Origin of the sequence: Corallococcus terminator, assembly GCF_049194865.1 — a bacterium.
GTDB classification, from domain to species: Bacteria; Myxococcota; Myxococcia; order Myxococcales; family Myxococcaceae; genus Myxococcus; species Myxococcus terminator_A.
In genome coordinates, this window is the sequence record NZ_JBLZWL010000059.1 from 1 (window position 1) to 20,500 (window position 20,500).

Annotated in this window: 17 protein-coding genes; 3 read left to right on the forward strand and 14 right to left on the reverse strand. The window is 70.4% G+C overall.

Annotated features, from left to right (window positions below; translation table 11 throughout):
* The first annotated feature begins 110 nt into the window (after positions 1-110).
* Complete coding sequence (locus ACN469_RS19350) at positions 111-1,172, forward strand: LysR family transcriptional regulator (protein ID WP_498770030.1); 1,062 nt, start codon at positions 111-113, stop codon at positions 1,170-1,172.
* Here ACN469_RS19350 and ACN469_RS19355 read toward each other — a convergent pair.
* Positions 1,091-2,101, reverse strand: coding sequence for a cyclase family protein (locus ACN469_RS19355; RefSeq protein WP_498770032.1), 1,011 nt, complete (start codon positions 2,099-2,101; stop codon positions 1,091-1,093). The two genes, ACN469_RS19350 and ACN469_RS19355, sit on opposite strands and share 82 nt — an antisense overlap.
* A 512-nt stretch (positions 2,102-2,613) precedes the next feature.
* Between ACN469_RS19355 and ACN469_RS19360 the strand changes: the two genes are divergently transcribed.
* Positions 2,614-3,999, forward strand: coding sequence for a sigma 54-interacting transcriptional regulator (locus ACN469_RS19360; protein ID WP_498770106.1), 1,386 nt, complete (start codon positions 2,614-2,616; stop codon positions 3,997-3,999).
* A gap of 3 nt (positions 4,000-4,002) precedes the next feature.
* Here the strand turns inward: ACN469_RS19360 and ACN469_RS19365 are convergent, their stop codons facing one another.
* The 4 genes from ACN469_RS19365 to ACN469_RS19380 form a co-directional block, all read right to left on the reverse strand.
* The gene (locus tag ACN469_RS19365) at positions 4,003-5,391 is read right to left on the reverse strand and encodes a serine/threonine-protein kinase (RefSeq protein WP_498770034.1); all 1,389 of its coding nucleotides are present in this window, start codon (positions 5,389-5,391) and stop codon (positions 4,003-4,005) included.
* Between the two features lie 3 nt (positions 5,392-5,394).
* Positions 5,395-6,906: a hypothetical protein gene (locus ACN469_RS19370; RefSeq protein WP_498770036.1), complete on the reverse strand. Its 1,512-nt coding sequence runs from the start codon at positions 6,904-6,906 to the stop codon at positions 5,395-5,397.
* A gap of 167 nt (positions 6,907-7,073) precedes the next feature.
* Entirely contained in the window at positions 7,074-10,952 is a 3,879-nt protein-coding gene (locus ACN469_RS19375) for a serine/threonine-protein kinase (protein ID WP_498770038.1), read from the reverse strand.
* Positions 10,953-10,967: 15 nt separating this feature from the next.
* Positions 10,968-12,842 (reverse strand): OPT family oligopeptide transporter, encoded by a 1,875-nt coding sequence (locus ACN469_RS19380; RefSeq protein ID WP_498770040.1) that lies wholly within the window; start codon positions 12,840-12,842, stop codon positions 10,968-10,970.
* Positions 12,843-13,011: 169 nt separating this feature from the next.
* On the opposite strand from ACN469_RS19380, the gene ACN469_RS19385 reads away from it, so the two are divergent.
* On the forward strand, positions 13,012-14,382 hold the full coding sequence (locus ACN469_RS19385; protein ID WP_498770042.1) for a hypothetical protein: 1,371 nt from the start codon (positions 13,012-13,014) through the stop codon (positions 14,380-14,382).
* Positions 14,383-14,405: 23 nt separating this feature from the next.
* On the opposite strand, the gene ACN469_RS19390 is transcribed toward ACN469_RS19385, so the two are convergent.
* The 9 genes from ACN469_RS19390 to ACN469_RS19430 form a co-directional block, all read right to left on the reverse strand.
* Entirely contained in the window at positions 14,406-15,410 is a 1,005-nt protein-coding gene (locus ACN469_RS19390) for a carbohydrate kinase family protein (protein ID WP_498770044.1), read from the reverse strand.
* Between the two features lie 35 nt (positions 15,411-15,445).
* Entirely contained in the window at positions 15,446-16,180 is a 735-nt protein-coding gene (gene recO, locus ACN469_RS19395; protein ID WP_498770046.1) for a DNA repair protein RecO, read from the reverse strand.
* A gap of 8 nt (positions 16,181-16,188) precedes the next feature.
* Entirely contained in the window at positions 16,189-16,575 is a 387-nt protein-coding gene (locus tag ACN469_RS19400) for a helix-turn-helix domain-containing protein (RefSeq protein WP_498770048.1), read from the reverse strand.
* A 19-nt stretch (positions 16,576-16,594) separates the two neighbouring features.
* Positions 16,595-17,356: a social motility TPR repeat lipoprotein Tgl gene (gene tgl, locus ACN469_RS19405; protein ID WP_498770050.1), complete on the reverse strand. Its 762-nt coding sequence runs from the start codon at positions 17,354-17,356 to the stop codon at positions 16,595-16,597.
* Between the two features lie 41 nt (positions 17,357-17,397).
* Complete coding sequence (locus ACN469_RS19410) at positions 17,398-17,862, reverse strand: social motility and stimulation tgl protein (RefSeq protein WP_253992009.1); 465 nt, start codon at positions 17,860-17,862, stop codon at positions 17,398-17,400.
* A 28-nt stretch (positions 17,863-17,890) separates the two neighbouring features.
* Complete coding sequence (locus ACN469_RS19415) at positions 17,891-18,622, reverse strand: hypothetical protein (RefSeq protein ID WP_498770052.1); 732 nt, start codon at positions 18,620-18,622, stop codon at positions 17,891-17,893.
* Between the two features lie 126 nt (positions 18,623-18,748).
* Positions 18,749-19,492 (reverse strand): lytic transglycosylase domain-containing protein, encoded by a 744-nt coding sequence (locus ACN469_RS19420; RefSeq protein ID WP_498770054.1) that lies wholly within the window; start codon positions 19,490-19,492, stop codon positions 18,749-18,751.
* Positions 19,489-19,839: a phasin family protein gene (locus ACN469_RS19425; protein ID WP_498770056.1), complete on the reverse strand. Its 351-nt coding sequence runs from the start codon at positions 19,837-19,839 to the stop codon at positions 19,489-19,491. Before ACN469_RS19425 ends, ACN469_RS19420 begins: the two co-directional genes overlap by 4 nt.
* 169 nt (positions 19,840-20,008) lie before the next feature.
* Positions 20,009-20,494, reverse strand: a complete 486-nt coding sequence (locus ACN469_RS19430; RefSeq protein ID WP_498770058.1) for a hypothetical protein — start codon at positions 20,492-20,494, stop codon at positions 20,009-20,011.
* Positions 20,495-20,500 lie beyond the last annotated feature (6 nt).

A 20,500-nucleotide genomic window follows, 5' to 3' on the forward strand; every position in this document is an offset into this window, starting at 1 on the left:
ACCTCGCAGCTCATCACCCTGCAGCTCAACCTGGCGTTCTAGCGTCACCTCCGCTGGGCACGGACACCGGCTTTGCGTTATCCCTGCGACTGGCAAGGAGACGCGAAGCCATGCAGCCCATCGACCACGCGCAGCTCTCGCGGCTGGACCTGAATCTACTGGTGGCGTTCGACGCCCTCATGCGCGAGCGCCACGTCACCCGGGCCGCCCATCGCATCGGCCTGGGCCAGCCCGCCATGAGCCACCACCTCGCGCGGCTGCGCGAGCTGCTTGGTGACGAGCTCTTCACGCGGGCCCCCACGGGAATCATCCCCACGCCCCACGCCCAGGCGCTCGCGGGGCCCGTGCGCACCGCGCTCGCGTGCCTTCAAGGCGTGCTCACCCAGCGCCCCTTCGACCCCGCCACGCAGGAGCGCCACTTCCGCGTGAGCCTGTCGGATGGGCTGGAGTGCGCGCTGATGCCGCCGCTGCTCGCGCTCGTCGCGGAGCAGGCCCCTGGCGTCACCCTCTCCCTCTCGCCACTCCAGGATGCCCAGGGCCTGGCGATGCTGGATGACGGCTCGCTGGATTTGCTGGTGGGCCCGCCCCTGGAGCAGGCCCCGCATCACAAGCTGCGGCTGTTCTGCGCCGGAGGCTACCTCGTCGTCTTCGACCCGAGCGTCGTGCGCCTGGACACGCCGCTGTCCCTGGAGGACTTCCTCTCCATCCCGCATGTCCGCGTGTCGCGACGGGCGGACTCCAGCGACGCGGTGGATGACGCGCTCGCCCGGCTCCGGCTGCGCCGCCGCGTGGCCGTGCAGACGACCCATGCGCTCAGCGTGCCGCACCTCTTGCGTGGCGCGCGGCTGCTCGGTCTGCTTCCCCGACGCTCGGCCCTGGCGAGCGCGAAGGCCTTTGGCTTGAGCGTGAGTCCTCCACCCCTGGCGTTGACGGCGGACAGCATCGCGATGCGCTGGCATGCCTCGCACGACTCCGACCCGGGCCACCTCTGGCTGCGCGAGGCGATGTTCCAGGCCGCGACGTCGAGCGGCGAGGACGGCACCTTCACCCGGGTGGCGGCGAGGACGCCCCCGCCGCCCAAGCGCTCCCGTCAGAAGGTCGCGATGGGATTGACGGGCGAGCCCGTCCCGCCCTCCACGGCCAGGGGCGCCACGCTCAGGAGGAAGTCGTAGCGTCCGCGGGCCGCGGCGGCCTTCGCCAGGGCCTCCGGGTCCGCGTTGTCGATGACGTGGACGCCCAGCGTGTTGATGAGCAGCACGTGCACCGGCATCACGAACCCCTCCACGCCCGAAGGCAGCACGTCCAGCCCGACGTCCGTCGCGACGACGGCGACACCGCGCGCGGCGAACCACTCCACGCTGGACAGATGCAGCCCCGGTGAGTGCGAGGACACGTCCCACGGCCCCACCGCCGCGCGGCGCGCCCACCGTCCCGTGCGGACGATGACGGCGTCTCCGCTCGTCACCTTCACCTTCGTCTTGCGCTCCCACGCCTCCAGGTCCGCCGCGTGGATGGGCGTCCCCGGCTCCAGGTAGGGCACGCCCTTGAACGCGGCCATGTCGATGAGCACTCCACGCGTGGTGAGCCCGTCGCGCACCGCGTTCACCGACAGCACCGAGCAGCCCTTCGCGTCGACCTTCGACTGCGCGTAGCCGTTGTACGTCCGGCCCTCGTCGAAGACGTGGCAGAGCGCGTCCAGGTGCGTGTGGGACCAGCCGTGGAAGCCGAGGGCCAGCCGGTCCGCGCTGTACGTGGACTCGGGCGCTTCGCCATGGAAGAGCATCTGGTGCTCCAGCGGCGACGGGACGTCCGCGGCTTGCCGCGTCTCCAGCGTGTGCGCCAGCGAGACGGACACGCCCTCGCGCACCAGCTTCGCGGCCTCCTTGCGCTTGGCCGGAGTGATGAGGTTCGCGGTGCCGAGCTGATCCTCGGGCCCCCAGCGTCCCCAGTTGCCGTGTTGCTTCTTCCACGCCTGGACGGACTCGGGGCTCGACAGTCCCCGCGCGACGGGCGGGCTCGGCGGCGGCGTGGCGACCGCGGCACCGGTCCACCCCACGCTCGCGAGGACGAGGACAAGGACCTGGATGGATTTCTGGGACATGACTCGCTCCGGTGCGGGCCTCCCCGAGGGCGGGAAGGCGGCTTCGCCCTCCTCCGGGTGCGGGGAGTGGCGGCACCCCGTACCTACCGACGGAGAGGGCGCGCGCCCAATCGAGCCCATCGATGACGGTCATCGACGCACACCCCGGCGGGCTGTAACCCTCCGCGCTACAGACGGGCGGGATTTGTAGCGCCACGAGTCACAACCGGCGTCGCCGGGCACCGAAGACCCTGGGGAGTGGGTGTGGCGGCACACCCACTGCATTGTGAGAAATCGCCACACGGCCGGGAGCAACCCACCACGGCCGTGCGCTTCGTGTCCCCGGGGGGGGCCCAGGGGGCCACGGAGCGGGGGGACGCGGGGCCCGGCCTGTGAAGCTCCAGGTCGGGCCTCCGCGGAGGTTTTCCCGCATGCCTGGCGGGCAGGCGGAGGTGGATGAGCGGACCGTCGTGTCGCGCGGCCATGGTATCTTGAAGCTCATGTCTGCTTCCGACCGGGCCCGCACCACCCCCATGCCTCCAGACGTGCAGAACGATTCGCTCTGGAAGGTCGACGCCCGGGACTCAGGAGACGAAGCGCTGCACGTGACGCTGCCCTATGAGCAGGGCCGCCGCGCGTATGACGCCTCCACGGTGCGCCGCTTCCGTCTGACGGTGGTGGAGGGCACCAACTCCGGCAGCACGTGGGAGTCCACGGCGGACACCTGCTCGGTGGGCTCGCACCCGCTCAACGACTTCGCGGTGGATGACTCCACCGTGTCCCGCTTCCACTGCGAGATTCGAATCGGCCCCAAGGGGCCGCAGGTCAGAGACCTGGACAGCCTCAACGGCGTCATCCTGGATGGCGTCCAGGTGATGGAGGGCGTGCTGCGCAGCGGCTCCCTCTTGCGGTTGGGCCGCGTGGTGCTGCGCTTCGACTTCAGCGCGGAGAACAACCGGCTGCCCGTGTCGGAGAGCACGCGCTTCGGCACGCTCGTCGGCGCCTCGGTGGCCATGCGCGTGTGCTTCGCGATGATGGAGCGCGCGGCCTCTCGCGACGTCACCGTGCTGCTGGAGGGCGAGACGGGCACGGGCAAGAGCCAGGCGGCGCAGGCCATCCACGACGCGGGCCGCCGCAAGGACGGGCCCTTCCTCGTCGTCGACTGCGGCGCCATCCCCGCGCACCTCCTGGAGAGCGAGCTGTTCGGCCACGAGAAGGGCGCCTTCACTGGCGCCGTCCAGCGTCGCGCTGGCGTCTTCGAGGAGGCCATCGGCGGCACCGTCTTCCTTGACGAGATTGGCGAGCTGCCCGCGGAGCTTCAGCCCAAGCTGTTGCGCGTGCTGGAGAACCGGGAGATTCGCCGCGTCGGCAGCAACACGTACCAGCCGGTGGACGTGCGGCTGATGGCGGCCACGCACCGCGACTTGCGCGCGGAGGTCAACGCGGGACGCTTCCGCTCGGACCTCTTCTTCCGGCTCGCGGTGCTGCGCATTCCCCTGCCCCCACTGCGCCAGCGTCCAGAGGACCTGCCCCTGCTGGTGGAGGGCATCCTCGGCTCGCTGGGCGCGGAGCGGGAGCGCACCGCGTCGCTGCGCACGCCGGACTTCCTGGCGCGCCTGCGCTACGCGGCGTGGCCGGGCAACGTGCGCGAGCTGCGCAACTACCTGGAGCGGTGCCTCGTCTTCGAGGAGGCCGTGGAGCTGACCGAGGACGAGTCGCGCTCGGGCAACCCCATGGAGGTGGACCCCAGCCTCCCCTACGCGGACCAGCGCCGCCGCGCGGTGGACGACTTCGAGCGGCGCTACCTGCGCGCGCTCCTGGAGAAGCACCAGGGCAAGGTGGCCCAGGCCGCCGTCACCGCGGGGATGGACCGCGTCCACCTCTACCGACTGCTGCGCCGCCACGGCATCAAGCCGTGAGCGTCAGCGTCGGCCGGTGACGCGGGACCAGATGGCTCCGCCGCCCGGCAACGGCGCGGCGAGGAAGCCCGACTCCAAGCCCCTCAGCGCCGCCACGGTGGCCACCAGCCCCGTGTCCTGGGAGTCCGCCACCCAGCCGGGAAGGTGCAGCAGGCTGCCCCCGGCGCTCCCGCGTCCTTCCGAGGCGGGCAGTCGGTCCACGTGAACGGTGATGGCCAGCTCCACGGGCGCGCCCTCCGCGTCGCGAGCGCCCTCCAGCAGTGACAAGGCCGCCGCCAGCACCCGCTCTCGCACCGCGCGCTCGGAGACGGCGTCGTCGGGCAGCAGCGCCAGCGCCATGAGGCAGCCGCTGCCCTCCAGTCGCACCTCCAGCCCCACCTCCCGAGCCACCGCGCCCGTCCGTTCCAGCAGGCAGTCCATCCGCTCCAGCAGCGCCGCGTCGGGGGCACGCGACAGTCGCGCCTCCGCGTAGAGCGCCACCGCGTGGCCCTGGGCCTCGCGCGGCTTCTCGCCTCCCACCGCGCGCCGCAGGTCCTCCAGCAGCACGACGACGTCGGGGTACCGGTCCTCGCGATTCTTGGCGAGGCACCGCAGCACCACGTCGTCCAGCGCCGCGGGCACGGGGGCCCGCTCACCGGGTCTGGGCGGTGGCGCGTGCAGGTGCTGTTCTTCCACTTCGTGCCGCGTGGCGCCCTGGAAGGGAGGCTGTCCGGTGACGAGCTGGAACAGCAGCACGCCCAGCGCGTACAAGTCAGTGCGGGCATCGGGTGCCTCGCCGCGAATCTGCTCCGGCGCCATGGACAGCGGAGTGCCCAGCGCCACGCCGGTATGGGTGAGTGACGACGCGCCCGGAGAGTCCGGCGTCAGCCCCTTCGCCACGCCGAAGTCCACCAGCTTCACCAGGAGGGCCTCGCCGCTCCCGGACAGCTTCATCACGTTCTGCGCCTTCAAGTCCCGGTGCACCACGCCCGCGGCATGGGCCACCCGCAGCGCGGCGCCCACCTGCTCCAGGATCTCCAGCGCCTCACGTGAGGACAACGGGCCCCGCGCCGCCAGCTCCGCGGCCAGGTCCCTGCCCTCCAGCCACTCCATGGCGATGAAGGGCCTGCCATCCGGAAGCTCGCCGTAGTCGTGCACGCCGACGATGTGCGGATGACTCAGCCGCTGGAGCGTGGCCGCCTCACGGCGGAAGCGGCGCAGCGCGGTGTCCGTCGTCAACGCCGCCGACTGGAGGACCTTGAGCGCCGCCACGCCTCCGCCTCCCACGTCCCGAGCACGATAGAGGGTGGAGACAGGGCCCCGGTAGTGGACGCGCTCCACCACCCAACGGCCCACCAGGGCTCCTGGCCGCAGCTCCTCGCCATAGAGCGACTCCACGCCTCCCGTCGTCATCGACTAGCGCTCCCGCGTCGGACGCGTGGGCACCGTGGGAACCGTACGCCTGCACAGCTTGCCCCCGCGTGGGTCTTCCACGGGCCCGCACGGGTCATGAAGGAACGTCGTCACGGGCTCCAGCCAGAGCTTCCCGGTGGTGTCCTTGCACCGCTCGTAGTCACCATCGCCGGGCACCTGGGAGCCATCATTCACCTCGCACCTGCCCGTCTGCGTCGCGGTGTTCCAGCACGGCCCCGCGACGGTGGACGCGCAGTTGGCGCCGCCGCCCAGGGGGCTGGGGAGCGCGCAGACTCGGGACGAGGAGTACGCCGCGCCCTCGCTCCAGGCGGGGTCGTAGCAGGAGTACATCTTCTTGTAGATGGAACCGTCGACGATGGCCTCCTTGCCGACGACCTTGTAGGTCGGTCGCTCGCCGCCGTTGAAGACCTCCTCCACGAACACCTTGGTGGCCAGGGCCTGCGGCACGAAGATGTTGCCGTAGAAGGCGCCCTCGCGAATCGCGAAGACCTGGGACTCCGTCAGCGCGTACCTCGCGGCGGAACCCTGTGAAACCTCCACGGTCGCCGTGCCGACGTCGTCACTGTCCCACGGCGCCGTCATCACGCTGTAGTAGCCCTCCGTCGGACAGGTGAAGGTGACGACGGGTTCCGAGCCGGCGCAGCTCTCATCCCCTTCACCCAGATTGGTGGAGCTTCCCGAGTCGCAGCCGACGACACCCGAGCACACGCGCAGCACCATCTGGGCACCCGAGCTGGAGCCCACCGTCGGGCCGGGACAGGAGACAACGCCCCCCGCGCCCAACGACACCGTCGAGCCAGGGATACACGCGCCGATGCCGTCGGCCGTCCATCCACAGTCTCGCTGCGCGCCCCCTTCTCTCGAAGTGCACATGGCGAAGCTGTCGAGCTTCGTGGCCGTGGTCGGCTGGTACTCGGCGGGCTTCGTCTGGGCCTCCAGGTAGAAGATGCTCGGGTCTCCCGGCACTTCGCCCCGGATGGACAGCTCCACACGGCGGCCCAGCGCGTTGTTGCGCGCCAGCAGGCACCCGGAGACGCGGCGGAGGCACGCCGCCGTAGGGGCGGAATTGAGCCACTGCGTACACAGCCCCGCCTTGCCACCCCAGAGGTGAACGCCAGCGCTCGCGGGCCGGGGGTTGTAGTACCAGAGCACCTGATTGGGCCCCAGCGCGCAACTCACCAGGTACGACATGAACGTCTCCGCATCCTCGTCATGGAGCTGCTTGAGGATGTACGGGTCTCCGCCCGTCGCGCTGAAGAGGGCAGACAGCTCGGTCCTCGACAGCATGTCGTTGGCGATGGGATTGGTGCTGATGGCATTGAGGACGAGCGCCTTGGTGGACAGGGAGTTGGCGATGCGGATCTCCGCCTGACTCTCTCCGACCTCCGCTTTTGGAGGGCTCGAGGGTTCGCCTCCACCTGCGCCGCAACCGGCCAGGACCACCAACAGCACGGACACGATTCCCGACGGGGGGCGACGGACAGTGACACCCATGGACGCTCCTCCAGTGAAAAACACGACTACAGCGAAATACCCCCTCACAGAAGCACGCTCCAGGCCAGCCCGCCGCCGGTCGCCTTGCCGCTCGTGGAGGCCACCCTGGCAGGTCGTCCTGCTGTAGCGAGGAAAGTCACACGGCGGAGGTTCTGTAGCCTCGCGCGCTACACCCGCCGAGCCACGTCCTGGAGAGCGACCAGGCGCGGGCGCCACAGGGGCGCGGCCGAGACGGCGCTCTCCGCCTGGGCCAGCCAGATGAGGCCCTCGGCGAGCCTGCGGGCGGCGAAGGCGGAGTGCGCGGCCTGGAGGAGCAGCTCCGCCTTCTCGTCGGGAGAGGCCAGCTCCCGCGCCTCCTCCTCCAGGGCATGCCAGGCCCGCTCCTCGTGCGAGCCCGCACCCGCCTCGGCCTCGCGCACCTGGAGCTCCACCAACCGACGCATGACCGCGGTGGGAGGCAGGGAGGCAGGGGGGCAGTGGGACTCAATCCAGCGAAGCTGTCGGGAGGCTTCCGCCAGGTCGCCCAGCGCGGCGCCGATGCGCGCGAGCAGCAGCGCATCCAGGGGCACCGGATGCTCGAGGAAGAAGCGCACCCCCAGCTCGTGCGCGCGACGCGCCAGGGGCAGCGCCTCTTCCAGCCGCCCTTGCATGTAGAGCACCTCCGCGAGGTTGAAGGTGGACCAGCGCTCCACCTGGGCGTGGCCCAGTTCGCGCCCCAGTCCCATGGCGCGGCGCAGGTCTTCTTCCATCCGCGCCACGTCCCCCTGCCCCAGCCACAGCAGCACGCGGTTGATGAGCGTCGCGGCCAGGTGCAGGGAATCACCAGCGGCCTCGCAGCGAGACACCGCCTCCTCGAAGCGAGCGGAGGCTTCGTCCGTGCGCTGGAGGAAGGTGAGCGAGGAGCCCAGCATCGTCAGGGCCACCACCAGCGTCTCGTGTTCGCGAGCACCTTCGGCGCCCTCGACGACGGAGGCGAGGATTCGCGCGGCGGGCCCCCACTCGCCCTGGCGCACGTGCAGCCGCCCCCGGGCCAGCGAGCAGCGCAGCGACAGGCGCGGGTCGTCGAGGTGCTCGATTCGCTCCAGCGCCTCGCGCGCGCACACCGTCGAGCCGTCCACGTCCTCCATCCAGTCGCGCGCGGTGGCTTCCTCCAGCAGCAGGTCCACGGGCAGGAACTTGTCGCCACGGCCTTCGGCCAGGGCGCGCGCGGCGGAGAGGTCTCCAAGGCCCTCATGGAAGCGCTGGAGGCGATGGCGCACGCGTCCGCGGCCCGCCAGCGCGAGCGCCCGTCGCGCGATGTCCTCCTCCGGAAGCAGCGAGAGCGCGCGGGTGTAGTGCTGCTCCGCTTCCACGGATTGATGGGCGCGACGTGCCTCCTCGGCCAGCGCGAGGAAGGCGATGGCGGCCTCCTCGTGCGCGCCACAGGCGGCGGCATGGTGCGCGCGACGACGACGCTCGGAGGGTGACGTGCCCGGAGTGGCCAGGCGCGCGGCGGCGTGCAGCGTGCGGCGCGTCGCGGGAGGCAGGAGCGCCTCGAGGGCCTCGCGCAGCAACGGATGGCGGAAGGCGAAGCGGCCCAGGCCCATGGGGCGCAGCAGGCCCGCGCGCACCAATCGCTGCAGCCCGGCGCCCGCGTCCAGCGTGGTGGCCACGCCCACAATCTCATCGCGAGGCTCCAGGTGACGCAGGGCCGCGTCCACGCGAACGACATCCAGCTCGGAGCCCAGCACCGCGCACAGGCGCGCCAGCACGCCGTGGGCGTCGGGCAATCCCGCGAGCACGCGCGTGGCGAGCCGCTGGAAGAGCGGCGTCACCGACACGTCGAGCAGCGCGTCCGGGGCGATGTACCAACCTCCGCCGGGAGAGGCGCGCAGCGCACCGGCGGTCCGCAGCGCCACGGCCAGCTCCACCAGCGACAGGGGCACGCCCTGGGCCAGCTGCTCCAGTCGCGCGAGCACCGGCTCGGGGATGTGCTCGGCGGGACGAAGCAGGTGGAGCAGCAGCGCGCGACTCGCCTCGGGAGACAGCGGCGGCAGGACGTGTCGCGACGCATGCGCGCTGCGCTCGCCCAGGTGGGGACGCAGGCCCAGCAGCGCGGGACGCGCCACCACGCAAACCCATAGCGGCGCGGACGCCCCCGCTAGCGTTGCCACTTCCAGCGCGTCCAGGCTGGTGGGGTCGGCCAGGTGGGCGTCATCCAGCAACAGCACGCGAGGCGTCTCCCGCGCGCGATGTCGGAGCGCCTCGGCGAGCCAGCGCGCGGCGGCGTGTCGCGCGTCGGCGAGAGGAATGGGCCCGGAGCGAGGCGTCTCCGGGAGTGGCGACGCGCCTTCACCGACGGAGGCTCTCAGCGCCTCCAACAGGGCCTCTGGCGCGGAGACATCCGGAGCCGCCGCGCGCAGCCGGAAGACCTGGGCGCGTCCCGCCGCCTCAAGCCGCTGCGCGAGCGCTTCGATGACCCGTGACTTGCCCTGCCCCACGTCGCCGGTGAGGACCGAGAAGCCGGGCACGCCCTGCGTGAGACAGCGTGTGGCCTCCTGCTCCAACAGGTCGACCAGCGACTCACGCCCCACCAGCGGAGGCGGCTCCGACACGGAGCTGGACATGCCCCGGTCCAGCAGCCGCAGCCGTCCACCCGCGGGCACTGACGCGACGGGCGGCTCGGGGGCTCCCACGGCCTCTGTGGCGCCGGGCTCCAGTCGCGCCGCCGCCGAGGCGGTGACCCGCGTCTCGCCGGGCACCCACTCCGCGGGCCACCAGTCTCCTGGCGCATCGAGAGCGGGGCCGGCCAGGCGCAGGGTGGATGTTCCCGCGAAGACATGCAGCTCCGCGAGGTGGAGGATGGCCGACGCCTCTCCTGCTTCCACCAGTCGCCGCGCGGCGAGCGCACCCGCGCGAACGTTCGCCTCGGCGGTGAGCGACTCGGCGAAGGCGAGGACATAACCGCCGCGCCTCACCCGCGCGATGACGCCTCCTTGCGGCTCGATGGAGGCCAGCACCGCGTCCACGGACAGCGAGGCCTGGAGCCCCAGCAGCGCCACATGTCGAGGCCCCGAGCCCATGAGCAGGGTCGCCGCGACGTTGGCGACCTCGACGGGAGGGACGATGCTCGTGGAGACGGCGACGTGACACGCGGCATCGAAGGCGGCGAGCACATCGGGGGCGCGGGCGAAGCGCTCGGTGGGCGCCTTGGCCAGACAGGTGCGGAGGACTTCATCGAGCGCGGGGGGCACCGCGCAGCGCTCGGAGACCCGGGGCGGCCTCAGGCTGACGTGGCCGTGGCGGATCTGCTCGGGACTTCCGATGAAGGGCGGCGCGCCGGTGAGCAGCTCGAAGAGGAGGACGCCGAGCGAGTAGATGTCGGCCGACGTGCTGGCGAGCCGCGCATCGAGACACTGCTCCGGAGACATGTAGAGCGGCGTGCCCAGCCGCTGTCCCGCGGGCGTCACGCCTGGAGGAAGGTCGTCCTCGGAGTCGTCGCCCTCGACGTCATAGAAACGCGCGAGGCCCAGGTCGAGGAGGCTGAGCGTGCCACCCTCGCGCAGGAAGACATTCTCGGGCTTGAGGTCGCGATGCGCGACGCCGACCGAATGCGTCCGCTCCAGCGCCACGCACAGGCCACGGAGCATCTCCCGGACATGCGGCAGCGACGCGGCGCCAGTGCCGGGCAGCGCGGCCATCCACGCGGCGAGCGTCTGCCCGTGCAGGTGCTCCATCACCAGGAAGGGACGTCCGCGAACCACGCCATGCTCGAGCAGCTCCGGCACGGTGGGCGGCCCCACGCGGCGCAGCGCGGTGGCCTCGCGCGCGAAGCGCTCTTGATGCGGCCCATGTCCCAGCTTCAGGGCCACCTCGCGTCCGTCCGAGTCACGGTACGCGGTGAAGACGTGCGAGAAGCCCCCGCTGCCCAGCGGCGCGGCGACGCGCACGCCAGGAACGTCCGCGAGTGACAGTCCTTCGCTGGAAGGACCGCCAGGGACTCGCGAGCCGTGCACGGGACAGGCCGCGCCCGGCAAAAGGCGGCGGTGGCAGTTCGGGCAGCGCATCGGTGGGACGTGACGCTACCAGAGCGTTTGAAGCAGCACGATGGCGACGCCCACCAGTCCTTCGCCCGCGATGCTTCCGGCGGCCAACGTCACCAGGCGGCCCTCCGCAGTCGTGGATTTCACGTATCCCACCAGCAAGGCGACAAGCCCGCCGAGAAACAGACTCAGCGAATAGGAGGGCAAGAGCAGGCACGCCAGTCCCATGCCCAGTGGCGAGGGAACCCACCGTCGCGCGCGTGGCGGGAGCAGCCGCTCCGCGAGGACGAGGACGACGGCGGCGAGCGCGGCCCAACCCACCGCGGCGCGAGTCGCGGGCTCCAGGGAGCTCAATCCCGAGGACAAGACGCGCGCGACGCTCGCGGTGATGAAGGCAGCGGGCGCGGGGAAACCTTCCTCGCCCCCCAGCGCCTCGCGGTTCGGCACGAGCAGGAAGAACAGCGGCACCACCGCGAGCGCTCCCACGCCCGAGCCGAGCAACTGCGCGAGGAACAATCGGCGGGGATTCGCACCCAGCAGGTGGCCCGTCTTCAAGTCCGTGAGGAGGTCCGCGGACGACGAGGCCGAGTTGACGGTGATGCCCGCGGTCGCGAGGTTGGCGTTCACCTGCTGGGGCAGCAGGACGCCGAAGGTGACCTGCGTCACCTGGCTGAGCGCGCCCACCGGGGTGGCGTCCGTCTCTCCCGTGACACGACACGAGATGAGGCACAGGACGAAGGACATCGCGATGGCGAGGGCCGCGTGCGCGAGAGGAACCCCGAAGCCGCGATATGCGACGAACAAGGTCGCCGGCACCACGACGATGAGGCCCGCGAGGAGCCAGGTGCGGGGCACCTGCAAGGCGTCCACGGGATGAGGCGGTGAGTCGCGACGGGAGAACAGTCCCTGCCAGGCTCGCCGAAGGACGCGACCTTCGAGCAGGAACTGGAGCAACGAGGCCGTGACGAGCATGGCCGCTCCGGGCCACAGACTCCACTCGGAGAAGTCTCCCTTCTCCAGGGAGACGAGCCCGGAGCCGAACACGCGAGGAGCCACGAGCCCGTGGATGATGAGCGCTCCCAGCATCATCGACGTCGTGGTGCGCGGCCCGAGCAGCACCCCCGCGCCCACGGCCATCAGGCTCAAATCAAGGCCGAAGCCCAGCCGCGCCAGGGGCACGCCACCCCACGCGCCCGGGAAGGAAATCGAGGCGGGGAGCCGACCCCATCCATCACGCGCCACGGTGATGAGCCCGGACACCAGGCCTCCCAATCCGAGCAGTCGAACCCGAGGCGCGGCTTCAGCCCCCGTCGAGTGCAGCGTGCGAATGGTGGTGGCGGCGACAGTGCCGGAGGCGAAGGGAAGCTGCTCGTGGTCCACGAGCTGTCGCTTGAAGGGAACGGCGAAGAGGACTCCGAGCACGGACAGGAAGAAGGTCCACGCGAGGAGCGTCGGTCCGGAGGGATGCTGGCCGGTGACAATCAACCATGCCCCCTGCACGGAGACGAGCGCGCCGCCCGTGGCATAACCCGCCGCCGACGCGACCGCCTGAGCGTTGCAGGTCTCCAGCGGAGACAGGGGAGCGCCCGCGAGTCCTGGAGTGAGCCGACGCAGGAGTCCATGCGAGGAATGGGCGAGCAACGCGGCGGTGACGGCGACCCCGAAGGCGAGCCCCACCTTGAGGCCCATGTAGAGATTGGTGGCGCAGGTGATGACCCCGATGCCCGCGCCGAGCAGCACGGAGCGAAGGGTGAACTGGGGCAGCCGGTCCCCCTGGTAGACGTGGTTCAGCCAGTAGGTGTCCGTGGCCTCGGGCGTGTCCCCCGGGATGCTCAGCAGCGACGGGGACGCGGCGGACGGCGCCAGCGGCGACGTCTCCTCCTCGGGCAAGGCATGCGGTGAGGGCAAGGCCATGGGCAGCCCCATCTTTTCATCCCGCCCCCCTCCAGCACGAGCCCCTCCCCTCCACATGGAACCAGCCCGGTGACGGGCGGAGCACCGTCACGAGCACCACCGCTCGGCCTCGAACGCGAGCGACGGGTACGCCTTGCGTCGAGCGGATCAGCCTTCCTAGCCTGACTGAATGAACTCGATATTCAGGCTTTCATCCTCTCTGTGGTTCTCGGCGTTGGTGGCGGCCTGTGGCGTCAGCACCGAGGCGGAGGTGGCGACGTCGACGGCGTCGCGCGAGCAGCCTGAATCCCTGGAGCCCTCGCGTCGCGATTGGACCTCCACGTACGGCGGGGTCGACGGGTTTGGAGACCTCGCGGTCCAGCCGGACGGACACACGGTGCTCGTGGGCACGGCGAGTTCGGACGTCGTCGTGGCGAGGTTCGACCCACAAGGGCAGTTGCTCTGGAGCCAGCGCTTCGGCGATGAGAGCTACCAACAGGCCACGGGCATCGCCGTCGACAGCGTGGGCAACGTGGTCATCACGGGTGACTACTGGGGTCTGCTCGATTTCGGTGGAGGTCCCCTGCCCTGCCGTGGCGAGCCCGGCTTTCCGCGCGCCTTCGTGGCGAAGTTCGACGTCTCCGGTGGCCATGTCTGGGGCCGCTGCTTCGGTGATGGAGGGCAGCAGCAGACGGGCACGCTCGCCTTCGCGGTGGATGGAGACGTGCTCGTGAGCGGCTACTTCGATGGCGCCATCGACTACGGCGACGGGCCGATTCCAACGAAGGGCCCACTGAACCAGTTCGTCGTGCGGCTCGCGGGACGAACGGGCGCCCCCGTGTGGAACCTCCATTACGAAGCGGGCCCTGAGAGCACCCTCGCCTCGCTGGCGATGGACCCGGAAGACAACCTCTTCATCAGCAGCGGCTACCTGAACGCGCTGTCGTTCAACGGAGTGCCCTGGCTCTCCGAGCCCGGCTTCAACGTGTACGTGTTGAAGCTGGATGCCCACGGCGAGCCGCTCTGGGCAAAGAGCTTCGGCGCGCTGCGGACGCAGACCTTCTGGCGACTGGCGGTGGACCCCTCGGGCAACGTCGTGGGGACGGGCGCGTTCATCGGCACGGTGGACCATGGCGGAGGTCCGCTCTGGAGCGCCGACGGAGACGTCTTCGTCACCTCGTTGAATGGCGCGGGCCAGCACCGCTGGAGCCGAAGCTTCGGTGGCCCGGGCTTCGACTGGGGCTACGACGTGGACGTCGACTTCGCGGGGAACCCGGTGGTGACGGGCTCGTTCAGCGCGTCCATCGACTTCGGCGAAGGTCGACTGATGAGCGCGGGCGGTGAGGATATCTTCGTGGCGAAGCTGGGCGGCGACGGGGTGCCCCGCTGGGGCCGTTCCTTTGGTGACGGCCGCAATCAGTCGGCGCTGCGCGTCGCGAGCGCGGGCCTGCGCGATGTCATCCTCTGGGGACGGCTCGTCGGCACCCTCGACTTCGGCTCGGGTCCGGTGACGGGGAGGTCCTCGACGGACAGCTTCGTGACGCGAATCACTCCCCGGTAGGCCTGACTCCGCCCCGCCGCGACTCAACGCGTGGCGGGTCGCGAGGGCCACACCGACGCGAGCTCATCCACGCGCGGCAGTCCGTCCACCGCACCTTGTTTCTCGACGACGCGGGCGGCGACCGCGCAGGCGAAGGTCGTCAGCACCACCAGCTCTTCGCGCGTGGCGGCCTCCAGGGCGCGAGCGCCGCCGTACCACCGAACGAGACCATGGAGCAGCGCCGCGACGAAGCCATCTCCCGCGCCCGTGGTGTCCACCACACGGGCCCGAGGCGCGGGGACCTGAACCCGCTCGCCTCGCCACAGGAACAGCGCGCCCCGCTCGCCCAGCGTCACCACGGGCAGGCGAACGCCGAGGGCCGACAGTCTCGTCAGGGCCTCCTCGGGAGACTCCGTGCCGGTGACGAAGCCAATCTCTTCCTCGGACAGCTTCACCACGGTGCACAGCGGCAGCATCCGCGCGAGCAGGCCCTTGAGCTGCTCCGGGTCCTCCCACGCGTGAAGGCGCAGGTTGGGGTCGCAGCTCACGATGCGGTCCGCGTCGCGCGCCAGCCCGAGCATCCGCACCGTGGCCGCGCGGGCCTCGTCGCGTTGCAGGGAGTTGGAGCCGCAGTGCACGGCCTTCGCGCGGAGCAGGAAGTCCGCGTCCACGTCGGCCTCGCCCAGGAGGAACTCCGCGGAGCGCGTGCGGAAGAAGGTGAAGCTGCGCTCTCCTTTCGCGTCCAGGGAGATGAACACCAGCCCCGTGCGAGCCTCCGGCGTCTGGCGCAGGTGGCTGACATTCACGCCCTCCTGAGCGAGTCGATCGCGCAGGAAGTGGCCGAACTCGTCGGAGCCCACCACGCCGAGCATGGCCGACTTGAGGCCCAGCCGGGCCAGGCCCACCGAGACGTTGGCCGGCGAGCCTCCGGGACAGGGATGCCACGCGGCGACCTCGCGCACGCGCTTGCCCTGCTCGGAGGGAAGGAAGTCCACCAGCGTCTCACCGAAGCACACCACGTCCAGCGGCGACTCCTGTCCCTCGCTCATGGTTTCCCCCTGCGTGGCGCGGACGCCGCGCCCCTTCAGTCCAGGCCCACCTGGGCCATGAAGTCCACGGTCTTGAGGCGTCGCCCCAGATGATGGGCGATGAAGACGTTGAGCAATGCACGCGCCCGGGCGCGCAGGTCGGCGGGCAGCGGCGTGCGCTCGCCCTCCTGGAGCGCGCGCAGTCCGGAGAGCAGCGCCGCGGGAATGGGGACGGCCTCGCGAGCGCGCAGGCCGCATGGCTCACAGACAGCGCCCCCGTGAGCCTGGTCGAACCGGGGCCGCTCACCCGGCTCCTTCCCACACAGCGAGCACGAGTCGAAGCGAGGCATCAGGCCCGCGTGGGCCAGGGCCGACAGCTCGAAGGCCAGGAGCGACGTGGGGCCCGCCTCCTTCGCATCCAGGCGGCGCAGGTAGCCCTCGAGCAGGAAGAAGAGCTCCGGCTGCGGCTCGTGGTCCCGAGTCAGCTCCCGGCACAGCTCCACGGCGTACAGCGCGCGAGCGATGAGCGACAGGTCCTCTCGCGCGGCGTAGAAGCCGGCGACGATGTCCGTGGAGTCCAGCCGCACGGTGGAGCCGCGAGTCTCGACGATGTGGACGCGCAGCCGCATGAACGGCTCCAGGGCGCCAGCGAAGCGTCGCTTGCTCTTGCGAGCCCCGGAGGCGAAGGCCGTCAGCTTCCCGTGCTCGCGCGTCAGCAACGTTACGAGGCGATCCGCCTCGCCGTAGTCCATGGTGGACAGCACGAGCGCATCGTCGTCGTAGCGCTCCATGGCTTGGTTCAACGCGCGAGCAGAGAAGGAAGCTTCCCGCTCAGCATGAGGAACAGATAGACGCCCAGCGCCAGGGCCACCAGGAGGACGGACAGCCCCACGTAGGCGCGCTTGCGTCGCTCCTTCTCGAGCTGCGCGGGCGACGGAGAGGGCACCGAGCGGTCCACCTCCTCGTAGCGCAGCACGGCCTCTTCCGGAGACAGGCCGATGACCTGCGCGTACGCCTTGATGTAGTTCACCACGAAGATGCGCGAAGGCAGCCGCTCCACCTGTCCCGCTTCCAGGGCGGCGATGAGCGTGGGGGGAATCTTGGTCTCCCGCGCGACGTCCTCCAGGGACATGCCCCGGAGGTCGCGCTGCTGGCTCAGGTACTTGCCGAAGTCGACGTGGTCCACGGTACGTCCAGATAGCAGACTAGAGCTTTTCGAGCAGCCTTCGGCAGTCGTCCTTCATCTCCTGCTCGCCCGCCTTGGCCTTGGCTTCGCAGAATTCGAAGGCCTGCTTGGCGCCATCCGCCTGCCCCAGCTTCGCCAGGCAGACGCCTTCGCGCATGTGCGCTTCGGCCGCTTCCGGACAGTTCTCGCGGAAGCGGGAGAACTGGCGGCACGACTCATCCAGCTTGCCCGTCTCGTCGTAGATGATGCCCAGGTTGCGGTAGCCCAGGCAGAAGCCGGGGTTGGTCGTCACGGACGCCTTGAGGCTGCTCACCCCGCGCGCCGTGTCGCCCTTCTTGTAGAGCGCCCAGCCCATGTTCGCCTGGGCGATGTAGGGCGTCAGGTAGAGCATGTCGTTGAGGACCTGCTCGTAGAGCTTGATGGCCTCGTCGTAGCGGGACTGGTCCAGGTGCACGTTGGCCAGGTTGGTGCGCGCCTCGGAGAAGCCGGGCCGCACCTTCAGCGCGTGCTCGTAGTGCTTCACCGCCTCGGCCGGCCGGCTGAAGGCCATGTGCAGCAGGATGCCCATGGCGTTGTGGGCCTCCGGGTAGTCCGGGTCATTGTCCAGGGACACCTGCAGCTCGCGCAGCGCGTCCTGGAGGTGCCCCTGCTGCTGGGCCTGGAGCGCCAGGTCGTAGTGAATCTCCGCGCTGCGGCGCTCCTTCTCCGTGGGGGTATGGACGCAGCCGGAGAGCGCGAACACGAGCGCGAGGGAGCAGGTTGCTGAGGTGAGGCGGAGCATGGGGCGGTTCTCGACGACGGAAAGGGAGTGGGAGGCGGGACTCAGAAGGCCGCGAGGAACCGGCCCAGGGTGGTGGTGACGTTCTTCTTCTCCTCCGCGCGCGCCTTCACCGCCGGCACGAGCGTGGGGTCCTTGAAGAAGACCGGCAGCGTCTTGAGCATCTCGTCCTGCTGCTCCGCCGGCTGCGCGCGCCAGTTGGCGTCATCCATCATGAAGCCGAGCGACTCGACGAAGGCGAGCGCCTCCCCCTCGTCGTCGCGGTACTCGTCGGCCGTCATGTTGCGGCGGCCGGACAGGTACACAGCGCAGTCCCCCGCCTCGGAGAGGTAGAGGTAGACGAAGACGGCCGCCCCCTGCCCGCCGCGGAGGCCCACGACGAACGCCTGGGCCGGGCCGGCCTGCTTGCCGGGGATGGCCACATGGGGCGTGTTGAGCGAGGTGTGCAGCGCGAGGATCTGTTCGCGCGTAGCGGGCAGGCCGCGATAGCGCTCGTCCAGGTTGAACACGACGTGTCTCTCCGTGAACCCTCCCCCGTCAGCGCGTGGTGAGGGTGAACTCCTGGGTGACGTCCTTCGACTCCGCCGCCGTCGTCTGAAAGCGGATGAGGGGGTTGTCGATCATCACGTTCCCACCGCCCTCGTTGCCTTCCCCGATGATGACCCGGAACACGTGCTTGGGCGAATCGCTGCGCCGCGAGCCCGTGCCGACCTTCTTCGCCATCAACATCACCTGGTTCGCCCCGGGCTGCAGGTGCTTGGTGACATCGACGACGACCTGGTCCTCGTTGCCGCGCAGCTTCCGGAGCCACTGGGAGTTGACGTACACGTCGATGTCGTACTCCGTCATCCCCGGCACCGTCTGCTGTGTCACCAGCCAGTAGCGCTGGGTGATGCGTCCCGGCGTCGTGGCCACGGCGGGCGTGGCGGCAGCGGCGGGAGTCCCCTGTCCGGAGGCCGGCACGGCCATGGCCTGGGGCGTCGACGCCTGTGCCGCGGCGGGAGTCGCCCCGGGCGCGGCGGGCGCCGTGGCAACCTGCGCTGGAGCCGTCGGAGGTGGCGTGACTGTCGACGTCGAGGCGCGGTAGCCCGGCGCATCGATGTGGATGTTGCCGGCCTCGTCGATGCGGACGGTGGCCTTCTCGAACTTCGTGTTGGTGACGCCGTCGATCAACACACCGTTGAGGTAGACGGAGCCGGCGAGGGCACCCAGCGGCGACAGCACCACCAGGGCGGCGGTGAGCGCCGCGCTCGAAAACGGGCGATTCATGTGGTCACTCCTCGGAATCTCCAACAGTCCCGGGCACTTGCAACGCTTAGCGCACCCTGGGGAACGGGACAAGGCGCACATGCACGTGCTTGGAGCGGCCGGGCGGCCAGGAGATTCACCGACGCGTCAGGGCGTCGACTCAGGGCTGGGGGCCTCGCGCTGGGCCAGGGCCCAGTCTCCGCCCAGGCCGTGGCCCTCGCGGAAGCGGCGGAAGTCGCGCCGCACCGCCCGCGGATAGCGCCGGAAGCGCTCCAGCTCGCCCTGCTTGATGGCGTTGCGGATGCGGGTGGGCCCGGCGTTGTAGGCCATCAGCGCCAGCTCCAGGTCTCCGCCGAAGCGGTCCTGGAGCGAGCGCAGGTAGCGGATGCCCAGCCGGACGCAGAGCGCGGTGTCGGCCGTCACCTCTTCGCGGGACAACCGCAGCCCTTCCTTCTCCGCGAGGAAATGGAGGGTGCTGGGCTTGATCTGCATCAGCCCGCGCGCGCCCTTCTCGGAGACGGCCTCTTCCGCGAAGTCGGACTCCACGTCGATGAGGGCCAGCACGAGCAGCGGATCATACCCCGCCGTCCGAGCCTCCTCCGCGATGGCCTGGCCCAACTGCCGCCGCAGGGTGAGCCCCAGGTCCGGCGCGCGGCGGGACAGGACCACGTCGATGAGGGAGGCCTCGGGAGAAGCACTCTCGGCGCCGACGCGCTCCGGGACGACGGGCTGCACCGGACGCTCTTCCAGCAGCGGAACCACCCGCGCGGACATGACGAGCATCACCCCCGCCAGCAGGGGGACTCGGGAGCAGCCTGAGCTGAGGGCGTGGAGAGATTCGAAGAACCGCGTACCGAAAGACCTCCCGCCCGTGGGGGCGGGGGCCTTCACTTACGCTGCTCCAGGGCCTGGATGCGCTCGGCCAGGCGCTCCAGCCGGGTGCCAAACGACTGAAGCTCCTCGCGGCGGGGCAGCTTCATCCGGGTCAGGGCGGTGCGGACCTTGTCTTCCACGTTGTGCTCCAGGTCCTTGCGGTGCCCCGCCAGACGGTCCGAGAAGGCCTGGGCCTGGCGCTTCACCTCGTCCTGGCTCCAGCCGGCCACGGACGCCACCCGATGCACGGCCCGGGAGGCTTCCTCTTCGGCGGTGTTCACCGCCAGCAGCGCCTGACTCCAGATGCGCTCAAAGGTTTCCGCGACAGGGTTCTTCTCTCGGGGGGCCTCGGGCTTGTTGTCCAATGGGTCTCTCCGGGAGGGGTGTGCCAGGCAAGCAAGCCTGGGACAGTCGAACGGACCTGCCACGTAATCACACCCCTGGGGTGAAGGAAACGAGAACGAGCCCCCTCCCCTGCTCCATGTCCACTCGTGGAGTAGGAAGGGGGCACCAACCGTCAACCACGCGGCGCTCTCAGGCGCGCGGCGTCGTTTCCGAACCCTTGCCCGCGCCGTTGCGGCGGATGGGCTTGAGCAGCGCGTCCACCTTGCGCGACAGCTTGGACAGCTCCTTGTTGATTTCCTGAAGCTGGGACTGGCTGGCCACGCCCACCGTCTCCACGACCTTGGCCTGCAGCCCGTCCAGGCGCTTGCGCAGCTCCGTGCCGGCCGCGTTCACCTTCGTGCCCAGCTCCTTCACGCGAGGGTCCGTCAGCAGCTCACCCGCCTGGAACTTCGTCCACAGCGACTGCGCCTCCTTGGTGGCCTCCACGCGGCGGGCGTCCAGCGCCTTCACCACCTTGCCGGCCTCACCCTCCAGCTCCTCGATGCGCTTCTGCGCATGTGCGAGCTGGGCCTTCAGGAATACTTCCACGTTCGAAAGACCGCTCTTCACCGCCTCGGCGCTCGCCTCGGTCGTCGTCTCCTCGTGCTTCGTCGCCGCCTGCTTCGTCGTGGCCATGTCGTC

Bases quoted from the DNA above. Each gene is read 5' to 3' on its own strand.
- ACN469_RS19370 (WP_498770036.1), bottom strand. From the start codon at position 6,906: ATGGGTGTCACTGTCCGTCGCCCCCCGTCGGGAATCGTGTCCGTGCTG.
- ACN469_RS19415 (WP_498770052.1), bottom strand. From the start codon at position 18,622: ATGAATCGCCCGTTTTCGAGCGCGGCGCTCACCGCCGCCCTGGTGGTG.
- ACN469_RS19365 (WP_498770034.1), bottom strand. From the start codon at position 5,391: ATGACGACGGGAGGCGTGGAGTCGCTCTATGGCGAGGAGCTGCGGCCA.
- ACN469_RS19350 (WP_498770030.1), top strand. From the start codon at position 111: ATGCAGCCCATCGACCACGCGCAGCTCTCGCGGCTGGACCTGAATCTA.
- recO (WP_498770046.1), bottom strand. From the start codon at position 16,180: ATGGAGCGCTACGACGACGATGCGCTCGTGCTGTCCACCATGGACTAC.
- ACN469_RS19355 (WP_498770032.1), bottom strand. From the start codon at position 2,101: ATGTCCCAGAAATCCATCCAGGTCCTTGTCCTCGTCCTCGCGAGCGTG.
- ACN469_RS19430 (WP_498770058.1), bottom strand. From the start codon at position 20,494: ATGGCCACGACGAAGCAGGCGGCGACGAAGCACGAGGAGACGACGACC.
- ACN469_RS19375 (WP_498770038.1), bottom strand. From the start codon at position 10,952: ATGCGCTGCCCGAACTGCCACCGCCGCCTTTTGCCGGGCGCGGCCTGT.
- ACN469_RS19385 (WP_498770042.1), top strand. From the start codon at position 13,012: ATGAACTCGATATTCAGGCTTTCATCCTCTCTGTGGTTCTCGGCGTTG.
- tgl (WP_498770050.1), bottom strand. From the start codon at position 17,356: ATGCTCCGCCTCACCTCAGCAACCTGCTCCCTCGCGCTCGTGTTCGCG.
- ACN469_RS19360 (WP_498770106.1), top strand. From the start codon at position 2,614: ATGCCTCCAGACGTGCAGAACGATTCGCTCTGGAAGGTCGACGCCCGG.
- ACN469_RS19390 (WP_498770044.1), bottom strand. From the start codon at position 15,410: ATGAGCGAGGGACAGGAGTCGCCGCTGGACGTGGTGTGCTTCGGTGAG.
- ACN469_RS19380 (WP_498770040.1), bottom strand. From the start codon at position 12,842: ATGGCCTTGCCCTCACCGCATGCCTTGCCCGAGGAGGAGACGTCGCCG.